We start from the raw sequence: 17,102 nt of genomic DNA, 5'->3' as shown, positions 1-17,102 counted from the left end.
ATGAGAAAGGAAGGAAAAGAAAATGAGAAAAGCATGAGAATTAGATTAGTTTTCATAAGTAATGCCCTCGATTTCCCCTGTATAAGCATTGACAAGTACTTCTGCCTCTCGTCCATCAGGTAAATCGAGCTCGACTTCAAAAACAAGCATCCCACTGAAGGTTTCAAGATCGGCATCATCCACGGCGCCTCCGACTTCATTTACAGCAATTTTTATTGCCTGCTCTACTGTGATTTTTGTCAACTTCTTTTCAGCAGATGAGGTCTTTTTCTTTTCAGCCTTAATCACTTTTAGCGTTTGTTTATCAACTTCTACTCGGTACAGTTCTTTTTGAAATTGAATGGTGAATACGTAACGATTTGACTTCTCTTTTTTCTGGACAACAGTTCCTTTCACCTCATTTGTCGCCGCTTCTTCCGCCTTAAGCTCTTCATTTTTTTCGTTTGGCTTTTGATAGCTTTTTAATTGTTTCATCTCAATCATCTTGCCACTTGTGGCAGAAGCAATCACTTGATAGATCCCATTCGAATTTTCAAGAGTCAGTGTATATTCTTTTTTATTATTCATTAAAGATACATTTGACAGTTCTCCATTGTAGTCTTTTGAAATGATCTTTTTAATGTCAGATTCACTTAATATTTTTTGATCAATGGTTTGGATGATAAGCATCGTCAGAACGACAGCAACTGCCAGAAAACTGACGATTGCTACGATCATTTTCATTTTTCTAGACATGAAGCGCCTCCTTCCTATTTCCTATTTTATAAGGAAGAAATGAGAAATTGATGAGAAAGACCTATTTTTAATTCATTTTTCGAAAAAGAATTGTCATAGTGGTTCCTTCTCCAACTTGGCTTTCCACCTTCAGTTCCGCCTCATGTTCATCTGCAATTTGCTTCGCTATAGAAAGACCTAAACCTGTTCCACCAGTTTCGCTATTTCTCGCTTCATCCACTCTGAAAAAGCGATCGAAAATTTTCGGCTGATCCACTTGTCCAATCCCGATTCCTTTATCACTGACTGAAATAAATGGTCTGTCCTCATCTAGCCCACATGTCACATCAACCGGCTGATCACTATATTTTACGGCATTATCGATTAAAATCGTAATGAGCTGCTTAATTTTTTCCTCGTCGCCAATTGTAAATAACTCCCGATCTGTTCCTTGATGATGAATACGTATTGTGCGATTTGTCGCTACTTCAAGCGTATTGATCACCTGTTTACAGACCTCAGTTAACATGACTTTCTGAATATCTAAATAAATTGGTTGACCGTTTTTAGCTAACGTCAGAAGCTGATCGGTGAGCCTTTTCATTTTTTTGGCTTCTTCATGAATCGCCTGAGAGGATTCCTCAAGTACTTCTGGACGCTTTTGTCCCCATCGTCTAAGTAAATTGCTGTAGCTCATAATGACTGTAATCGGTGTTTTCAATTCATGAGAAGCATCATGTAAAAACTGCTGTTCTTTTTCATAGTGCTTTTCCAGAATTTCTGCCATTTGGTTAAATGTCTGTCCCATTTGATACAGTTCATCCTTTGAATCACTCTTTAATTCAATTCGTTTAAAGGCTTTTTCGTTCATACTATCTTTCATTGTATTTGTCATTCTGCTGATCGGACGGACAATTTGCTTTGTTAAAAAATGGCCCGCAAAATACGAGAGCACAATAAACGATAATCCGGCTGAAATTAAAATAATCTTTAACAGTGCCAGATTTTCTTCGGTGTTTTCGATCTCTTCATATACTTGTAGAGAAACAATATCACCGTTTGTCCAAATGACCGGAATCGCCGCATACGCAACCATATGCTGCTGGTACTCCTTAATATCAACAATTTGACCTGATTCATATGTGAACGGCAACGAACTGAAAGAAGAATCCTTTGTTATCGTCAGGCTTGATTTATTCTCCACTGTCACAATCCGAATCATGCCATTTTGCGGAAGATATGCTCTAAGTAGCTCTGATGATGGCAATCCTTCTTCTTCAGATTTTTTTAATGCAATGGCAATATTTTCTGCCACCTCAGACAAACGTGACATATCCTTTTGGGTCAACGTAAATGAAAATATAAAATAAATCGCTGTATGAATGAACAAAATCATCAAAAACAAAGACAATGAGGTATACAGTTGGATCTTATTTTTTAATCTCATTCTCTATCCTTTCATGACATAACCCACACCTCTGACTGTGTGAATGAATTGTTTTTCAAATGGGTAATCGACCTTTTTTCTTAAATAACGTATATAAACATCCACAACATTTGTATCACCATAGTAATCAAATCCCCACACTGCGGTTAACAGTTGATCACGTGTTAATACTTGCTGCTGATGCTTGAGGAGATGAACAAGTAAATCATATTCCCGAGGCGTTAGCTCTAGACTTTGACCCGCTCTTACGATTTCTCTCGTTTTCTCATTGACGGTCAAATCTTCCAGACTTAGTTCTTCATTTTCATCCTCTTGTTTTTTACCAATGTTTAAACGAAGCTGTGCTCTGATTCTGGCTAATAACTCCTCTATATCAAACGGTTTTGTAATATAATCATTTGCGCCAAGGTCAAGACCGCTCACCTTATCTGGCACACTATCTCGAGCTGTAATTAAAATAATGGGCGTATCTGTATTCGTCTTTCTCACTCGTCTCAGTACTTCAAGACCGCTCAGTTCAGGCATCATCACATCTAGAAGAACAAGATCATATACCTGTTCTTCGAGGGCTTTAAGCCCTTCCATCCCTGTTTCTTTGACTGTGACATCATATCCTTCATATTCTAGTTCAAGTGAAAGTACCCTTGCAATTTTCTTTTCATCTTCAACAACAAGTATCTTCCCTTTTATCACATCTATCTCTCCTATCTCTTCAGCCACGTCTCTTCATTTATTATATGTTGCCTTCCACGTTTGGAACAGTCAACAATTTGCATCTCTTATTTTATCTCTAATTGTTTAAAATATTTTTTAACAAAAACTTTGAACGCCACTATTATGATCTTGTTTTGAAAAAGAGACATAAACAACTTAGTTCTTTAAGCCTATTTCATTATTTGAATAAGCAAAATCACTACGCAATTCTTCTTCTGTTTTCATATGATATCAAGAGTTTTCCTCAAATTATGACCACTTTCGTCACCTGCTGAGAAAAACTGCATAATTAATAATAGTTTGATTATTTGAAAAATTATTACAATTTACCCTTTCTGTTCAAAAGGTTTTTTTATACAATAATATTTAGCAACCTGAATCTACTTTGAAAACAAAATAAGGAGGGCTTTCTTATGAAAGGTGAAATTCGCTTAATCCCGTACGAAGTAAAAGCCAATGTGATGGAAGCGAAAGAAACGCCTAAAAGTATTCAGGAGATTAAGGCACCCGAACTTTGGTCAAATGGATTCAAAGGAAAAGGCATCACTATCGCTGTCCTTGATACAGGTTGTGACGCTCAACATCCCGATTTGAAAGATCAAATTATCGGTGGTAAAAATTTTACCGATGATGACAACGGGGATGACGATGTTTTCAAAGATTATAATGGCCACGGAACTCATGTTGCCGGTACCATTGCCGCTACTGATCAAAATGGAGGTATTTTAGGCGTAGCACCCGAAGCAAAGTTGTTGATTGTGAAAGTGCTTGGTGGTGAAAACGGCAGCGGAAAGTACGAATGGATCATTGATGGCATCAACTATGCAGTTGAACAAAAAGTAGATATTATTTCAATGTCTCTCGGTGGTCCAAGCAATGAGCCTGCACTGGAAAAGGCCATTCAAGAAGCGGTAAAAAGCGGTGTGCTCGTCGTATGTGCTGCTGGTAACGAAGGAGATGGCGATGAGCGTACAGAAGAGTTCTCCTATCCTGCTGCCTATAATGAAGTCATTGCAGTTGGCTCCGTCTCACTTGCAAGAGAATCCTCTAAATTCTCCAATGCCAATAAAGAAATCGATCTTGTTGCCCCAGGAGAAGACATTTTATCCACACTCCCTAATAACAAATACGGCAGATTAACTGGAACATCAATGGCTGCACCTCACGTTAGTGGTGCTTTAGCGATCATTAAAAATGCCGAAGAAGATGCTTTCCAAAGAAAACTAACTGAACCAGAAGTATATGCCCAGCTTGTCAGAAGAACACTTCCACTCAAACAAGCAAAAACGTTGGTTGGTAATGGATTCTTATATTTAACAGCACCAGATGTGCTTTTAGAAAAAACAGAAGAAGCAGATCTTTTATCGATCTAGCTTGTGAACGGTCCTGAGAAGATAGAATTTTCTCAGGATTATTTTAATTAAAATAATTCAAAATTTACTTTGACGAAATGAAGTGGACGTTATATAATCGAACACAATAAATTCATAGTTTGAGAGTCGGTAATTCGACTGAGTCGAATTTTAATTGGGAAGATCGGTGAAAATCCGACGCGGTCCCGCCACTGTATATGAGGAGAGTTTTTCAGCATGTCCACTGTCTTTTGATGGGAAGGACGAAGAACTCAACGATCCACAAGCCAGGATACCAGCCACTCTAACACATTAAACACCTACGGTTGATAGGGAATGTCGGAAAAGCGTTAGCAAGCCTTACGCTTCATTTCGCACACACATTTTGTCTTTTTAAACCAGACATTTGCCCTCATCAATATTCAACACGAGAGCAGATGTCTTTTTTATTTTTAGAGGAGGAATTGGAATTGACAATTGTTAAAACAAGTAATTTAGGTTTTCCGAGAATTGGTTTAAACAGAGAATGGAAAAAGGCGCTTGAAGCTTATTGGAAAGGTCAGACTGATCGCGAAACTCTTTTAAGCACACTTGACGAACAATTTTTAACAGCAGTCAAAACACAGATTGATCAAAAGATTGATGTTGTCCCTGTTGCTGACTTCACATTCTACGATCACGTACTGGATACAGCTGCCATGTTCAATTGGATTCCAGAACGTTTCCATAGCCTCAACGATCCGCTAGATACATATTTTGCGATGGCAAGAGGAACTAAAGACGCTGTCTCTAGCGAAATGACAAAATGGTTTAACACGAACTATCATTACATCGTACCTGAATATGAAAAGAGCACAGAATTCCGTCTGACACACAACAAACCACTTGAAGCCTATCAAAAAGTGAAAAAAGCGTTCGGTGTAGAAACAAAGCCTGTCGTTCTTGGCCTATTCACATTCGTTTCACTGTCTAAAGGCTATGAAGCAAGTGAAGTGAAAGACATTCAGGAACGTTTAATCCCTCTATATACACAATTGCTAAAAGAACTTGATGAAGCTGGCGTAAAGTGGGTTCAAATCGATGAACCATCGCTTGTCACAGCTTCAAGTGAAGAAGTAATAGCGGTTAAGAATATCTACAAAACCATTAAGCAAGCTGTCCCTAACTTAAACATTTTGCTACAAACTTATTTTGATTCTGTTGACGCTTATGAAGAACTTATCTCGTATCCAGTCGAAGCCATTGGTCTTGATTTTGTACATGATAAAGGACGCAATCTCGAACAAGTGAAAAAACACGGCTTCCCGAAAGATAAAATTTTGGCTGCTGGTATTATAGACGGACGTAACATTTGGAGAGCTGACCTTGGGGAACGCCTTGATTTTGTTTCAGAACTAATCAGTGAATTGCAGCTTGAAGAGGTTTGGGTACAACCATCGAGCAGTCTTCTTCATGTCCCTGTTGCAAAACATCCAAATGAACAGTTAGAAGACAAATTGTTAAATGGCCTATCATACGCAGGTGAAAAGCTTTCTGAACTAACGTTTCTAAAAGAAGGCTTAGCAAACGGCAAAGCAGCCATTGAAGCAGAAATCAATCAAGCGGCTGATGCGCTTAGCACATTAAAAGAATTTGCTAAAGGTACAAACGCAGATTTAACAGCAGAGCGTAACAGCCTATCTTCTAAAGACTTTAAACGTCCTGTTCCATTTGAAGAGCGTCTAAAAATTCAAAATGATTCATTGAAGCTGCCGTTACTTCCTACAACAACCATCGGAAGTTTCCCGCAGTCTTCTGAAGTACGTAGCGCCCGTCAAAAATGGCGTAAAAACGAGTGGACAGACAGTCAATATGATGCATTTATAGAAGAAGAAACGAAAAGATGGATTGATATCCAAGAAGAAATTGGCTTAGACGTTCTTGTGCATGGCGAGTTTGAACGTACAGACATGGTAGAATACTTTGGTGAGAAACTTGCGGGCTTTGCCTTTACAAAATATGCTTGGGTTCAATCTTACGGCTCTCGTTGCGTAAAGCCACCAATCATTTATGGAGATGTTGAATTTACTGGCGCAATGACTGTAAAAGAAACAGTATATGCGCAAAGCTTAACTGAGAAAAAAGTGAAAGGAATGCTCACTGGTCCAGTTACGATCTTAAACTGGTCATTCCCAAGAACAGATATTTCTCGTAAAGAGATCGCCTTCCAAATTGCATTCGCACTTCGCAAAGAGGTAGAAGCGCTAGAAGAAGCCGGCATTCAAGTCATTCAAGTGGATGAGCCTGCTTTAAGAGAAGGGTTACCTCTAAAAGAAAGCGATTGGAGTGAATATTTGAACTGGGCAGCTGAATCATTCCGACTATCTACATCTTCTGTTCAAAACGAAACGCAAATTCATACACATATGTGTTACAGTAACTTTGAAGATATTGTGGATACGATCGAGGATCTTGATGCAGATGTCATTACAATTGAACATTCACGAAGCCACGGCGAGTTCCTTGATTATCTTGAAAAACATCCATATCTTAAAGGTCTTGGACTTGGCGTTTATGACATCCACAGCCCACGTGTACCGTCTGTTGATGAGATGAGCGAAATTATCGATGATGCATTGAAGGTATGTCCTACCGATCGTTTCTGGGTAAACCCAGACTGTGGTCTGAAAACAAGACAAGAGCCTGAAACAGTGGCAGCATTGAAAAACATGGTCACAGCTACTCAAGTAGCACGTAAAAAACGATCACAACATGCATAATTAATTTCCCTCCCCTGCTTTCATCGCAGGGTTTTTTTCTTATATCAGCATTTTCTCCTGTTCGAATTTATACATATGTAATTTATTTTCTATCATGATTCGTATATACTAGAGAAGTCAGTCGAACAAAGGGAGGATAACGATGAATCACGAAGCTTTTTTACAGCGTGCAATTGATCTTGCCGTAGATGGTGTAAACAATGGTACTGGTGGTCCTTTTGGTGCAGTCATTGTTAAAGACGGTAGCATCATTGCAGAGGGGAAAAATAATGTCACAACAAGCAACGATCCGACAGCACATGCTGAGGTAACCGCTATTCGAAATGCGTGTCAGCTACTAGGTACATATCAATTAGAGGGCTGTATTTTATATACGAGCTGCGAACCATGCCCAATGTGTCTTGGTGCAATCTATTGGGCAAGACCCAAAGCCGTGTATTTTGCAGCCGGACATGAGGATGCTGCTACTTCTGGCTTTGACGATTCATTTATATATGAGGAAATCAATAAAGAATACGAAAGAAGAAATATACCGTTTTATCAGCTTACACTAAAAAAACCCCTCGCTCCTTTTGAAGCATGGGATGCATACGAAGAAAAAAAAGAATATTAAGTTTAGAAGACACCTGTATTTTGGGACAGGTGTCTTTTTCATCAGGTTGTTACGTCAAGTTCTACATCAATATTCCCTCTTGTTGCTTTTGAATATGGACAGAACTCATGTGCCGCGTCGACGAGCTCTTTTGCTTGTTGATGATCGAGTCCTTGAGCAGAAACAATGAGTTTTACCCCTATTTTAAATCCACCATCACTCTCGTCTTTTAAAAGACTAACATGTCCTTCTACTTCTGAATTCATTTCAATTCCTTGTTTTTTTGCAACATGTTCAAGTGCTCCACCAAAACAAGATGCATATCCGGCCGCAAATAATTGTTCTGGGTTTGTTCCTGTTTCTTCCTCTTTTTTTACGTTTGGCATGACAATGTCATAATCAATGACACCATCTGCTGATTTTACATGGCCTGCTCTGCCACCTTTTGCCGTTACTTTTGCGGTAAATATTGGTTTCATGTAAATTCCCTCCTTGCATGCTATATGTATTTCTTTCACTTTTGATAGAGATTTCAAACATTTCTAGCACATCGAAGAAAGATTTTTCTTTTTCATGATGTATTTATTTTAAAAATAGAGAAAATCTTATACAATGTTAAGTATGACAAAATATAGTTGGTGACTTAGATGACAAATGAATTTGAACATATGAAGCTTGAGAATCAGCTTTGCTTCTTACTTTATGCAAGCTCAAGGGAAATGACAAAGCAATATAAGCCTTTGTTAGATGAACTTCAAATAACGTATCCACAGTACCTAACATTACTTTTACTTTGGGAACACGGTACATTAAATGTGAAAAAAATAGGTGAGCTTCTCTATTTAGATTCAGGTACACTTACACCGATGCTGAAGCGAATGGAACAAAACGGAATCATTAGTCGAGAGCGGTCTAAAGAGGATGAACGTTCAGTACAAGTCAAGTTAACTGAATATGGTGCCGAGCTCAAAGAAAAAGCAACATCCATTCCATTTAAAATGTTATCTGGAACTGGAAAATCAGAAGAGGAATTAAAAGAATTACGATCCACCTTGCACCAACTATTACAAAATCTCACAAAATAAAAAGCTGAGGGAATGATCCCTCAGCTTTTTAAGCATGCTATTCAGCTACTGCGACAAGCTCTACTTCAATATTGCCATTCGTTGCTTTTGAATAAGGACAAACACCATGCGCTTTATGAACAAGCTCTTCTAATAACGACTGGTCAATTCCTGTCCCCTTCACTTCTAATTTCACACCTAATTTAAATCCACCATCTGCACTATCTTTTAACAAACTAACATTTGCAGTGACTTCACTATCAAAACGAATACGTTCTTGTCTTGCAACCATTTGAAGGGCGGAGTCAAAACAGGCAGAATACCCTGCTGCAAATAATTGTTCTGGGTTTGTCGCCGCTTCGAGTTTCTTTGCTCTTGGTGTACCTGGCATTGCTACATCATGTTCAAGAACACCATCTGCTGAAACAACCTTACCTTCTCTTCCTCCTACAGCTGAAACCGTTGCAGTAAATAATACATCTGACATCTATGATACCCTCTTCCTTATTTATATTTATCACAATTAAATTGTACACAATCTATATGTTCCTGTCAATTTAAACACTCTTTTTAGGATAATCCTGTTGACGATTTTTAAACAGGTTGTTTCATTTTGAACTAAAAATTCACGGTAGCTCAATACTTTCATTTATGAAGGACTTTGACAATGTGTGATTGTCATCACTTTTTCATGAAAAAAGACCGTAAATAAATCCTCCTTCTTCAGAGTTTATTTACGGTCCCATGCGTTTAAATGGCTTCTATTTGATGTGGTTTTTCTAACGTATGGTTTCTATTGTCAGGAGCTAAACTTGCTGTAAACATAAATGCGGCAAGTACATAAGTGGCTAAACATACGACTGTCCATTTTTTAAAATTCATATAAACAATCCCCTCTCTGAATATAGATACGCGCATGCTCTGCTTCTTGATAGAACATGGAAGATTTTTCATAATCTTCTATTTCATTATAATACTTCGCTGTATCTAATGCCAGCTCCTCTATATCAGGATAGGAATAGGCTGATTCTAAAAAGTGGAAGATGCGTTTCATTTGTTCAGCATCTTGCCTGTCGTAAAGCGCCTCTAAGAACAGACACTTTTGCATGTTGATTTCATCTTGTAGAATTTCGGCTCTTTTCATACATTCTTGCTGATAAGCTGAGGCTTCTTCATTCTTACCTCGCTTATATAAGATTTGTGCGGCAGTATAAAGAGGGTCAATGGAGCGCCTAAGATGATCAGACTTATTTTGATCGAATAATGATATCGATTCTTTCATTAAATCAAGCGCACGATCTAAGTCTCCCATTTTGTAATAGCTGTTTCCCATATTAAATAAGGAAGAGGCGATAAAGCGGGCATTATCAAAGTTTTTTGATCTTGCCAGTGCTCGTTCAAGATGTGGTAGTGCCTTTTCGTGCCTTCGCATATCATCATAATTTCCCGCTACAATAAACTCACACTGGATGGTGCGTAATCCATATAGTTCATGCTGAACATATACATCGAGAGCTAATTTAGCGTGATGCATGGAGATATGCGTTTGTTTCATGTGGTAATATATTTCTGACATTTTAAAATGATATTCCGCTCTTTCAATATCATCAGATACAAATGACAGCTTATGCTCTGCCTTTTGATAAGACGAAATGGCTGCGATATATTGTCTGCGGCCAAATTCGTGCATTCCACGAAAGAAATGATAATAGTATTCGAGCATTCCAGTCACATGCGTTTGGTGCTCATCTATTTCTTTTGAAAGCTCAGAAAAGTTGGCGCGAAGCTTTCCTTCCTTTAATGGTTTTAAATAGTCCAACATCACTTCATGTCTAAATTCCATCAAAGAAAAATAGAGAAGCAAGTTCTGGTCTTCTTCCATTGAATCAAGGGAGCTACGGATTTCTTGTTTGAGCTGTTCTGCTTTATCTGAGTCAAATCTGCGGATCAGTTCATACCATTGATTGATTTTCACTCCTATGTCGGAAGAGGGGATGATTTTCGCCATGCGTGCCTTCTCCAATCTACTCAAAATATGAAACATTACCATATTTTATCATACATGTTGTAAGAAATACAAAATTACGATACAAAAAGAGAGTCTTCTGATGATAGACTCTCTTTTTAGGAAATTATGATTCACGTATTTGGCCATTGCCACGAATGACAAATTTTTCAGATGTTAAAGCTGGAAGACCCATTGGACCTCGGACATGAAGCTTTTGTGTACTAATTCCGATTTCAGCACCATAACCAAACTCAAAACCATCTGTAAAACGAGTCGATGCATTATGATAGACAGCCGCTGCATCCACAGCTGTTAAAAAGAAGGTTGCGTGCTGATCAGTTTCAGTAATGATTGCTTCAGAATGTTTTGAACCAAATCGATGAATATGATCGACCGCTTCCTGCACGTTTTGAACCATTTTGATACTGACAATCGGCGCAAGAAATTCTGTTTCAAAATCGGCCTCTGTTGCCATTTTCGCATTTGAATCAAGAGCACACACCGCTTCATCCCCTCTAATTTCTACACCCGCATCTGTTAATGCGTGAAATAGGGAAGCACCATAATTGTTTGCCCATTGCTCATGGATCAGAATGTTTTCAATTGCATTACATACGGATGGGCGTTGCGTTTTCGCATTTAACACAATCGTTTCTGCCATATCCTTTTTGGCAGTCTCATCAATAAAGATGTGACAGTTCCCGGCACCTGTTTCTAATACTGGAACTGTTGATTCTTTTACAACAAGATCAATTAAACTTTTTCCACCACGTGGAATTAACACATCCAAATACTCATTTAATGTGAAAAGTATTTTTGCTGTTTCTCTTCCCGTATCCTCGATCAATTGTACACTGTCTTTTGGAAGGTCTGATGTTTCAAGCGCTTGGTGAATGACCTTTACAAGTGCTTTATTACTATGGATGGCAGATGAGCTCCCCCGTAAAATAACGGCATTCCCTGTTTTTAAACAAAGTGTCACCGCATCCACCGTGACGTTTGGTCTTGCTTCGTAGATCATCCCTACTGTCCCAAGTGGCACACGTACTTTTTCAATCAAAAGACCATTGTCCTTTTGAATGGTTTCAAGCGTTTCGCCTATTGGATCATTTAGGTGAACCAGTTCAAGTGTCGCATCTGCAATCGCATCAATTCGGTCTTTTGTTAACGTAATTCGGTCAATAACAGATGATGTGAATTGCTTTTCTTTAGCGTGTTGAACGTCTTTGGCATTTTCCTCAATTAAAAATGCTGCCTCTTCTTTTAAAGCTTTAGCAATCGCTTGAAGTGCTTGATTTTTTTGCTCCGTTGTCTTTAACAACAATTGATCTTTCGCAACACTTGCTTTTTTTGCTTTATCAAGAACTTCATTCATTTCTTTTCCCTCCTATGTTCATTCATATTTTGAACCCAATGATCACGATGAATGACTTCAGTCTTCTCCATGTTGAGCTCGTCACTGCGCATACCTTTGACTTGATGAAGCTCATCGGCTGTGTATAACGTCTGTCCTTTGCCGACTAGGCCATTCGGACCTACAACCTCAACTACTTCTCCTTTTGAAAAATTGCCTGCTACATCAATGACTCCAGCGGGGAGAAGACTCCGTCCTTTGTGTAAGATTGCTGCCTCTGCCCCTGCATCAATCATAATCTTTCCAGATACAGGAGAGTGAAATTTAATCCACTGCCGACGGTTATTCACTGATGATAGCTCATTTTCACCAATATACGTGCCATCGCCTGTTCCAGCCAGAATATCAGTCAGCTTGTCTTCTCCAGCTCCTGTTCCAATAAAAACTTTCACCCCGAGAGAAAGTGCAGTCTGTGCGGCGGAGAGCTTTGATTTCATTCCGCCTGTTCCCACTTTAGAGCCAGTGCTTTCTGCATAGGAGAATAGTTCATCTGTAATATGTGTTAATGTATCAAATCGTTTGGCATCTGGATGATCGTTTGGATTTGCATCATAGATTCCGTTAATATCCGTTAAAATAATCAATTGGTCTGCATGAATTAAGCCGCTGACTAACGCTGAAAGCATGTCATTATCGCCAAAAGTCAGCTCTTCAACAGATACTGAATCGTTTTCATTAATGATCGGCAGAATTCGTCTTTCTAGTAATTCCATCATTGTTGCATACGCATTTCGATATCTTGTGCGATCAGAAAAGTCGTTTCTCGTTAAAAGCATTTGTGCAGGTATCATGTCAAATTGTGAAAACAGCTCCGTATATTTTTGCATCAATAACCCTTGTCCTACAGCTGCAGCTGCTTGTTTCCCCTTTAAAGTAACCGGTCTTGATGGGTAACCAAGACTGCCAAAGCCTGCAGCAACAGCACCAGATGAAATTAAAATGATCTCATGTCCAGCCTCTTTCAACTTTGCAATCGCTCTAACATGATCGAACATTTTTTGTTCATCAATTGCGCCTTTTAGCTCGGTTAGTGAGCTGCTTCCAATTTTGATGACGATCCTTTGTTTTTTCATGTTTATTCCCTCCACTATGCCTTTCACCATAAAAAAATCCCTTCTCCTCCTTATGTAAAGGACGAAAAGGGATTTCCGTGGTACCACCTTCATTGAATAAGCACAAACCAATCTGCTTATTCCACTCAAGTCCTGTAACGCCAGGATTGCGCTTAGATTTTCCCTCTAAGACTCCGAGGTAGGTTCAGCAGCTATTTGCGACGAATGTTTCAGCTTTTCATTCGCTCTCTATACGCAACAGTTCCTGCTTACTATTCCTCTTCAACGCTCACTAATTTTTTTATATTATGACCAATCAGCTTCATATTGTCAAGCCATCAATTGAACACAATCGTTTTATTTTCATGGACGATGATTCGATCCTCTAAATGCCATTTCACTGCTCTTGCAAGCACACTTCGTTCAATCGTACGACCTATATTTTTTAATGCTTCTGCATCATCTCTGTGATCCACACGCTCGATGTCTTGTTCAATGATTGGGCCTTCATCAAGATCATTTGTGACATAGTGTGATGTCGCACCAATTAATTTTACGCCACGCTCATAAGCTCGTTTGTATGGATTGGCGCCAATAAACGCTGGCAAAAAGGAATGATGGATATTAATGATTTTGTGTGGATGTTGGGCGATGAATGTCGGCGTTAGAATCTGCATGTAACGTGCCAATACAATCACATCAACATCATATTTTTTTAAAAGGGCTAGCTGTTTTTCTTCAGCTTCTTGTCTGATATCTTTGTTTGCTTTGACATATTGGAATGGAATACCAAGTGCTTCTACCGTTTCCTTTGCCGTTTCATGGTTACTAACAACAACAGCTATTTCTGCCATGAGATTGCCACTTTGCCATTCCCAAATGAGCTCATACAAGCAGTGAAGCTCCTTTGAAACAAAAATCGCTAGCTTCTTCAATTCACTCGCTCTAGCCATACTCCAAGTCATATTGAATTGGTCGGCTATTGGTTGAAAATCGCTTTTAAGCTTATCAATATTCGTTAAAATATCTGTTAATTCAAATTCAATTCTTAAAAAGAAGCGCCCACCTTCAGGGTCTGTTGTATATTGGCTCGATTCAATAATGTTTGCGCCACTCTCAAAAAGACATGAGGATACCGCAGCAACAATTCCCGGTTGATCGGGACAGCTCACAAGTAACCTTGCTTTTTGCTCATTTTTTTGACGGTGTAATTCGAGTTTTTCTGTAATAAATGTTCTCATTCATATTACCTCTTTTTCGAATTCATTCTAATGAGTCATTATACTTGATGTAAAAGAGAAAAAGCAATTGGAAGTCTATTTTTCTTGGTGCTTCATTAAGTATCACTCTTTTGATGATATAATACAGATACACCTTACAAGGGAGTGATTCGAGTGAAGAACATGACTTGGTTTGGAAAACTAACCTTTTGGCTTGGGATCGTTTTTCTTGTCATTGGCACCTATTTGTTTATCATTGGAGAACGACTCATTCCGCTGCTCACTATAGGGGTGTGCTTCCTACTTGCCTGTCAGCTATACCGCAAAAATGAAAACGATCCCAATCATTTTTCGGACTGTTCAAAGAAACCATGACCAATTTTAAAAATAGTGAGTTAGATAATTTTAGAGAAAAAGATGTGACGAAATGTAAGACCGTACAAGAAGCAAAACAATACTTCAGAAAACGTTACGTCAACAGTTATCTTGAAGGAGATCATGAACAATTAGGCGAAAATCATTTTTATTCATTTGATAGATTTATTAAGATACAAAAGATACTTGAGATGATTTTTCACAAAGTGTTCGGCAAACGTGCCATCTAATGAAAAAATGCAGGGATAAAAAATTATATGAAGCATAAAAAGAAAACAATAAAATACATTTTTTACATAGTCCTCGTTGTTTTAGCATTACTTGCAATAGCACTCTTATTTCCCACATGGACATCTAATATAAAAGGTGATAATAGTATTAGTACATTAGAACAAGTAAAGATCAATGGTACTAATCATGAAATTATGATACGCGGAGCTAATAGAAATAACCCTATCATAATTGTTGTACATGGAGGGCCAGGATCTCCGGAAACACCGTACGCTGCTAAATACCAAGATTTATTGGAATCCAATTTTACGGTTGTTAATTACGATCAAAGAGCTAGTGGGAAGTCATATCACTTTTTTGAAGAATATTCTAATCTATCAACGAATTTATTGGTCGATGACTTATTGGCGTTGACAGACTATATATCCGAACGTCTTGGGAAAGAAAAGGTTATTCTTATGGCTCATTCATCAGGTACATACATTGGCATGCAAGCGGCTAATAAATCCCCTGAGAAGTATGAGGCGTATGTGGGGATTGGACAGATGAGCGATACAATAGAAAGTGAGAAAGAAAGTTTAAATTACTGCATTATCCAAGCTGAAAAGGCAGGTAATACTGAGGATATAGACTATTTAAAAGGATTAACTGAACAGGTTGGAAACGGTGATATAGTTACCCCGAGGGAATACGTGATGAAATACGGCGGATCTACTAGAAGCATCGATAACCCCGATGGTGATATCATAGGGACTCTATTTAGCAACGAGTATAATTTGTTAGATGTCATTCGCTATAACTATGGGATGGGATACTCGCAAGAGAAGCTGGTAAATCATATACTAGAAAATCCATTGCCAGAAATTGTATCAAATCTTGACATTCCTTTATATTTTGTTATGGGTAAATACGATTTTATGACTTCATCTTTTACAGCAAAAAAATATTTCGATACGATTGCAGCTGAAGATAAGCACTTTATTACTTTCGAGAAGTCAGCTCATTATCCGCAATTTGAAGAGAAAGAAAAATTTAATGAATGGATGTCTGATACATTTATTAATGAAAGTAAATAAGATGGGCTATTCAGTTAACGGACGCGAATGTTAAATTCGTGAGCACCAGTGTGCAGTCGTGACAACGAATGTGGGGTTTGTCTACACGCTGAAAGGCTGGCAAAAGCGCCAGCCTTTTTTATTCCATAAATTTTAGACCAACAGCCGCAGATAGGATGAGTGCAATGAAGAAAATACGTTTTGCATCCTTCGACTCTTCGTAAAATAGCATGCCAATCAAAGCTCCACCTGCCGCGCCAATTCCTGTCCATATAGCATAAGCAGTTCCCATTGGAAGTGTGTTCATTGAAATGGACAGCATGAAAAAGGAGAGCGAAAAACCGATGGTAATCAAGACAATCCATTTTATTTGATGATCTTTTTGAAATTGATTCATCATGGTCACGCACAGCATCTCTAAAATACCAGCACCTATTAGTAATAGCCAAATCACGATTCAGTCGCTCCTTTCTCGTCACCTGTTGTGAGTTTTAATCCAAGTACACCACATAATAAAAGTGCAATTAGCACAATTTTCGATAGATGCAGTGGTTCTCCAAGTAGCATGCCAACAATGACAGTCCCAGCTGTTCCAAGCCCAGTAAATACGGCATAGGCAGATCCGACCGGAAGCAGACTTGTCGCTCTAATAAGCAAATAAAAACTTACGACGATACAAACAATCGTGGCTCCCCACTCTGTGTAAGAGTTTGCATATTTTAGCCCCATCACCCAACCAATTTCAAAGACGGCCGCCATTAGAACAATTCCCCATTTCATTTATCATCTTTCCTCTCTTTGTTGGTTCTAGGCAAACAAAAAAGCCTGGAAATCGATCAATAGATCAAATCTCCCGGGCTTTTATCCCTCCGTGTACATATGGAAGACCACATGTGTTTCCTCTCGGACCAGACTACATAGCGGCACATGTACGGAACCCTAGAAAACCATTTATGTTATTTTAGTTTATTTTAAGACCTGTTCTTTGTATATTTTGGGGCACTTTTATGCTAACAAGAGCTTTTACTTATATCTATCTTTTTCATTACAAAAAATATTTCGTATCCCCAATTTTCAATAGAACAATTCCGTTACAAAAAAATTG

General features: G+C 38.5%; 18 protein-coding genes, 2 riboswitches and 1 other annotated feature. Of the genes, 6 read left to right on the top strand and 12 right to left on the bottom strand.

Annotated features, from left to right (window positions below):
• Positions 1–45: 45 nt before the first annotated feature.
• The 3 genes from ACQKEZ_RS12335 to ACQKEZ_RS12325 form a co-directional block, all read right to left on the bottom strand.
• Complete coding sequence (locus ACQKEZ_RS12335; RefSeq protein WP_427301154.1) at positions 46–735, bottom strand: PepSY domain-containing protein; 690 nt, start codon at positions 733–735, stop codon at positions 46–48.
• Between the two features lie 67 nt (positions 736–802).
• The gene (locus ACQKEZ_RS12330) at positions 803–2,161 is read right to left on the bottom strand and encodes a sensor histidine kinase (protein ID WP_427301153.1); all 1,359 of its coding nucleotides are present in this window, start codon (positions 2,159–2,161) and stop codon (positions 803–805) included.
• A gap of 3 nt (positions 2,162–2,164) precedes the next feature.
• Entirely contained in the window at positions 2,165–2,854 is a 690-nt protein-coding gene (locus ACQKEZ_RS12325; protein ID WP_427301151.1) for a response regulator transcription factor, read from the bottom strand.
• Between the two features lie 434 nt (positions 2,855–3,288).
• Between ACQKEZ_RS12325 and ACQKEZ_RS12320 the strand changes: the two genes are divergently transcribed.
• The 3 genes from ACQKEZ_RS12320 to ACQKEZ_RS12310 all read left to right on the top strand — a co-directional run bounded on the left by ACQKEZ_RS12320 (position 3,289) and on the right by ACQKEZ_RS12310 (position 7,599).
• Positions 3,289–4,248, top strand: coding sequence for a S8 family peptidase (locus tag ACQKEZ_RS12320; RefSeq protein ID WP_427301149.1), 960 nt, complete (start codon positions 3,289–3,291; stop codon positions 4,246–4,248).
• Between the two features lie 109 nt (positions 4,249–4,357).
• A riboswitch (cobalamin riboswitch) is annotated at positions 4,358–4,545 on the top strand.
• Between the two features lie 152 nt (positions 4,546–4,697).
• On the top strand, positions 4,698–6,986 hold the full coding sequence (metE, locus tag ACQKEZ_RS12315) for a 5-methyltetrahydropteroyltriglutamate--homocysteine S-methyltransferase (RefSeq protein WP_427301147.1): 2,289 nt from the start codon (positions 4,698–4,700) through the stop codon (positions 6,984–6,986).
• 142 nt (positions 6,987–7,128) lie between these two features.
• Positions 7,129–7,599: a nucleoside deaminase gene (locus tag ACQKEZ_RS12310; RefSeq protein WP_427301145.1), complete on the top strand. Its 471-nt coding sequence runs from the start codon at positions 7,129–7,131 to the stop codon at positions 7,597–7,599.
• 41 nt (positions 7,600–7,640) lie between these two features.
• On the opposite strand, the gene ACQKEZ_RS12305 is transcribed toward ACQKEZ_RS12310, so the two are convergent.
• A complete protein-coding gene (locus tag ACQKEZ_RS12305) occupies positions 7,641–8,057 on the bottom strand; it encodes an organic hydroperoxide resistance protein (RefSeq protein ID WP_427301143.1) in 417 nt (138 codons plus the stop codon).
• Between the two features lie 168 nt (positions 8,058–8,225).
• Between ACQKEZ_RS12305 and ACQKEZ_RS12300 the strand changes: the two genes are divergently transcribed.
• The gene (locus ACQKEZ_RS12300; protein WP_427301141.1) at positions 8,226–8,663 is read left to right on the top strand and encodes a MarR family winged helix-turn-helix transcriptional regulator; all 438 of its coding nucleotides are present in this window, start codon (positions 8,226–8,228) and stop codon (positions 8,661–8,663) included.
• Between the two features lie 37 nt (positions 8,664–8,700).
• Here the strand turns inward: ACQKEZ_RS12300 and ACQKEZ_RS12295 are convergent, their stop codons facing one another.
• From ACQKEZ_RS12295 to purU, 6 genes are all read right to left on the bottom strand, one after another.
• Positions 8,701–9,129, bottom strand: coding sequence for an organic hydroperoxide resistance protein (locus tag ACQKEZ_RS12295; RefSeq protein WP_427301139.1), 429 nt, complete (start codon positions 9,127–9,129; stop codon positions 8,701–8,703).
• A 263-nt stretch (positions 9,130–9,392) separates the two neighbouring features.
• Positions 9,393–9,524: a phosphatase gene (locus tag ACQKEZ_RS12290; protein ID WP_427301137.1), complete on the bottom strand. Its 132-nt coding sequence runs from the start codon at positions 9,522–9,524 to the stop codon at positions 9,393–9,395.
• Entirely contained in the window at positions 9,514–10,650 is a 1,137-nt protein-coding gene (locus ACQKEZ_RS12285) for a tetratricopeptide repeat protein (protein WP_427301135.1), read from the bottom strand. Before ACQKEZ_RS12285 ends, ACQKEZ_RS12290 begins: the two co-directional genes overlap by 11 nt.
• A gap of 124 nt (positions 10,651–10,774) precedes the next feature.
• Complete coding sequence (locus ACQKEZ_RS12280; RefSeq protein ID WP_427301133.1) at positions 10,775–12,025, bottom strand: glutamate-5-semialdehyde dehydrogenase; 1,251 nt, start codon at positions 12,023–12,025, stop codon at positions 10,775–10,777.
• Positions 12,022–13,137 carry a glutamate 5-kinase gene (proB, locus tag ACQKEZ_RS12275; protein ID WP_427301131.1) on the bottom strand — a complete coding sequence of 372 codons (1,116 nt, stop codon included), beginning with the start codon at positions 13,135–13,137 and terminating at the stop codon, positions 12,022–12,024. Before proB ends, ACQKEZ_RS12280 begins: the two co-directional genes overlap by 4 nt.
• 54 nt (positions 13,138–13,191) lie before the next feature.
• Positions 13,192–13,411 (bottom strand) — a binding site (T-box leader).
• A 43-nt stretch (positions 13,412–13,454) separates the two neighbouring features.
• Positions 13,455–14,357 carry a formyltetrahydrofolate deformylase gene (purU, locus tag ACQKEZ_RS12270; protein WP_427301129.1) on the bottom strand — a complete coding sequence of 301 codons (903 nt, stop codon included), beginning with the start codon at positions 14,355–14,357 and terminating at the stop codon, positions 13,455–13,457.
• Between the two features lie 162 nt (positions 14,358–14,519).
• On the opposite strand from purU, the gene ACQKEZ_RS12265 reads away from it, so the two are divergent.
• Together ACQKEZ_RS12265 and ACQKEZ_RS12260 are read left to right on the top strand one after the other, a co-directional pair.
• Positions 14,520–14,711: a hypothetical protein gene (locus ACQKEZ_RS12265; protein ID WP_427301930.1), complete on the top strand. Its 192-nt coding sequence runs from the start codon at positions 14,520–14,522 to the stop codon at positions 14,709–14,711.
• A gap of 257 nt (positions 14,712–14,968) precedes the next feature.
• Positions 14,969–16,018, top strand: a complete 1,050-nt coding sequence (locus tag ACQKEZ_RS12260; protein ID WP_427301127.1) for an alpha/beta fold hydrolase — start codon at positions 14,969–14,971, stop codon at positions 16,016–16,018.
• 118 nt (positions 16,019–16,136) lie between these two features.
• Here the strand turns inward: ACQKEZ_RS12260 and ACQKEZ_RS12255 are convergent, their stop codons facing one another.
• Both ACQKEZ_RS12255 and ACQKEZ_RS12250 read right to left on the bottom strand, forming a co-directional pair.
• Positions 16,137–16,451: a DMT family transporter gene (locus tag ACQKEZ_RS12255; RefSeq protein ID WP_427301125.1), complete on the bottom strand. Its 315-nt coding sequence runs from the start codon at positions 16,449–16,451 to the stop codon at positions 16,137–16,139.
• Positions 16,448–16,777, bottom strand: coding sequence for a DMT family transporter (locus ACQKEZ_RS12250; RefSeq protein ID WP_427301123.1), 330 nt, complete (start codon positions 16,775–16,777; stop codon positions 16,448–16,450). Before ACQKEZ_RS12250 ends, ACQKEZ_RS12255 begins: the two co-directional genes overlap by 4 nt.
• A gap of 68 nt (positions 16,778–16,845) precedes the next feature.
• Positions 16,846–16,951, bottom strand: a riboswitch (guanidine-I (ykkC/yxkD leader).
• Positions 16,952–17,102: the final 151 nt, after the last annotated feature.

It is taken from the genome of Bacillus sp. NPDC077027, from assembly GCF_050269555.1.
Classification (GTDB): domain Bacteria; phylum Bacillota; class Bacilli; order Bacillales; family Bacillaceae; genus Bacillus.
This window is presented reverse-complemented; position numbering and strand designations above follow the sequence as displayed.

What these genes read in the sequence shown, in the direction of transcription:
- ACQKEZ_RS12335 (WP_427301154.1), bottom strand. Translation starts at nt 735, where the DNA reads ATGTCTAGAAAAATGAAAATGATCGTAGCAATCGTCAGTTTTCTGGCA.
- ACQKEZ_RS12330 (WP_427301153.1), bottom strand. Translation starts at nt 2,161, where the DNA reads ATGAGATTAAAAAATAAGATCCAACTGTATACCTCATTGTCTTTGTTT.
- ACQKEZ_RS12320 (WP_427301149.1), top strand. Translation starts at nt 3,289, where the DNA reads ATGAAAGGTGAAATTCGCTTAATCCCGTACGAAGTAAAAGCCAATGTG.
- ACQKEZ_RS12310 (WP_427301145.1), top strand. Translation starts at nt 7,129, where the DNA reads ATGAATCACGAAGCTTTTTTACAGCGTGCAATTGATCTTGCCGTAGAT.
- ACQKEZ_RS12305 (WP_427301143.1), bottom strand. Translation starts at nt 8,057, where the DNA reads ATGAAACCAATATTTACCGCAAAAGTAACGGCAAAAGGTGGCAGAGCA.
- ACQKEZ_RS12300 (WP_427301141.1), top strand. Translation starts at nt 8,226, where the DNA reads ATGACAAATGAATTTGAACATATGAAGCTTGAGAATCAGCTTTGCTTC.
- ACQKEZ_RS12295 (WP_427301139.1), bottom strand. Translation starts at nt 9,129, where the DNA reads ATGTCAGATGTATTATTTACTGCAACGGTTTCAGCTGTAGGAGGAAGA.
- ACQKEZ_RS12290 (WP_427301137.1), bottom strand. Translation starts at nt 9,524, where the DNA reads ATGAATTTTAAAAAATGGACAGTCGTATGTTTAGCCACTTATGTACTT.
- ACQKEZ_RS12285 (WP_427301135.1), bottom strand. Translation starts at nt 10,650, where the DNA reads ATGGCGAAAATCATCCCCTCTTCCGACATAGGAGTGAAAATCAATCAA.
- ACQKEZ_RS12280 (WP_427301133.1), bottom strand. Translation starts at nt 12,025, where the DNA reads ATGAATGAAGTTCTTGATAAAGCAAAAAAAGCAAGTGTTGCGAAAGAT.
- proB (WP_427301131.1), bottom strand. Translation starts at nt 13,137, where the DNA reads ATGAAAAAACAAAGGATCGTCATCAAAATTGGAAGCAGCTCACTAACC.
- purU (WP_427301129.1), bottom strand. Translation starts at nt 14,357, where the DNA reads ATGAGAACATTTATTACAGAAAAACTCGAATTACACCGTCAAAAAAAT.
- ACQKEZ_RS12265 (WP_427301930.1), top strand. Translation starts at nt 14,520, where the DNA reads ATGACTTGGTTTGGAAAACTAACCTTTTGGCTTGGGATCGTTTTTCTT.
- ACQKEZ_RS12260 (WP_427301127.1), top strand. Translation starts at nt 14,969, where the DNA reads ATGAAGCATAAAAAGAAAACAATAAAATACATTTTTTACATAGTCCTC.
- ACQKEZ_RS12250 (WP_427301123.1), bottom strand. Translation starts at nt 16,777, where the DNA reads ATGAAATGGGGAATTGTTCTAATGGCGGCCGTCTTTGAAATTGGTTGG.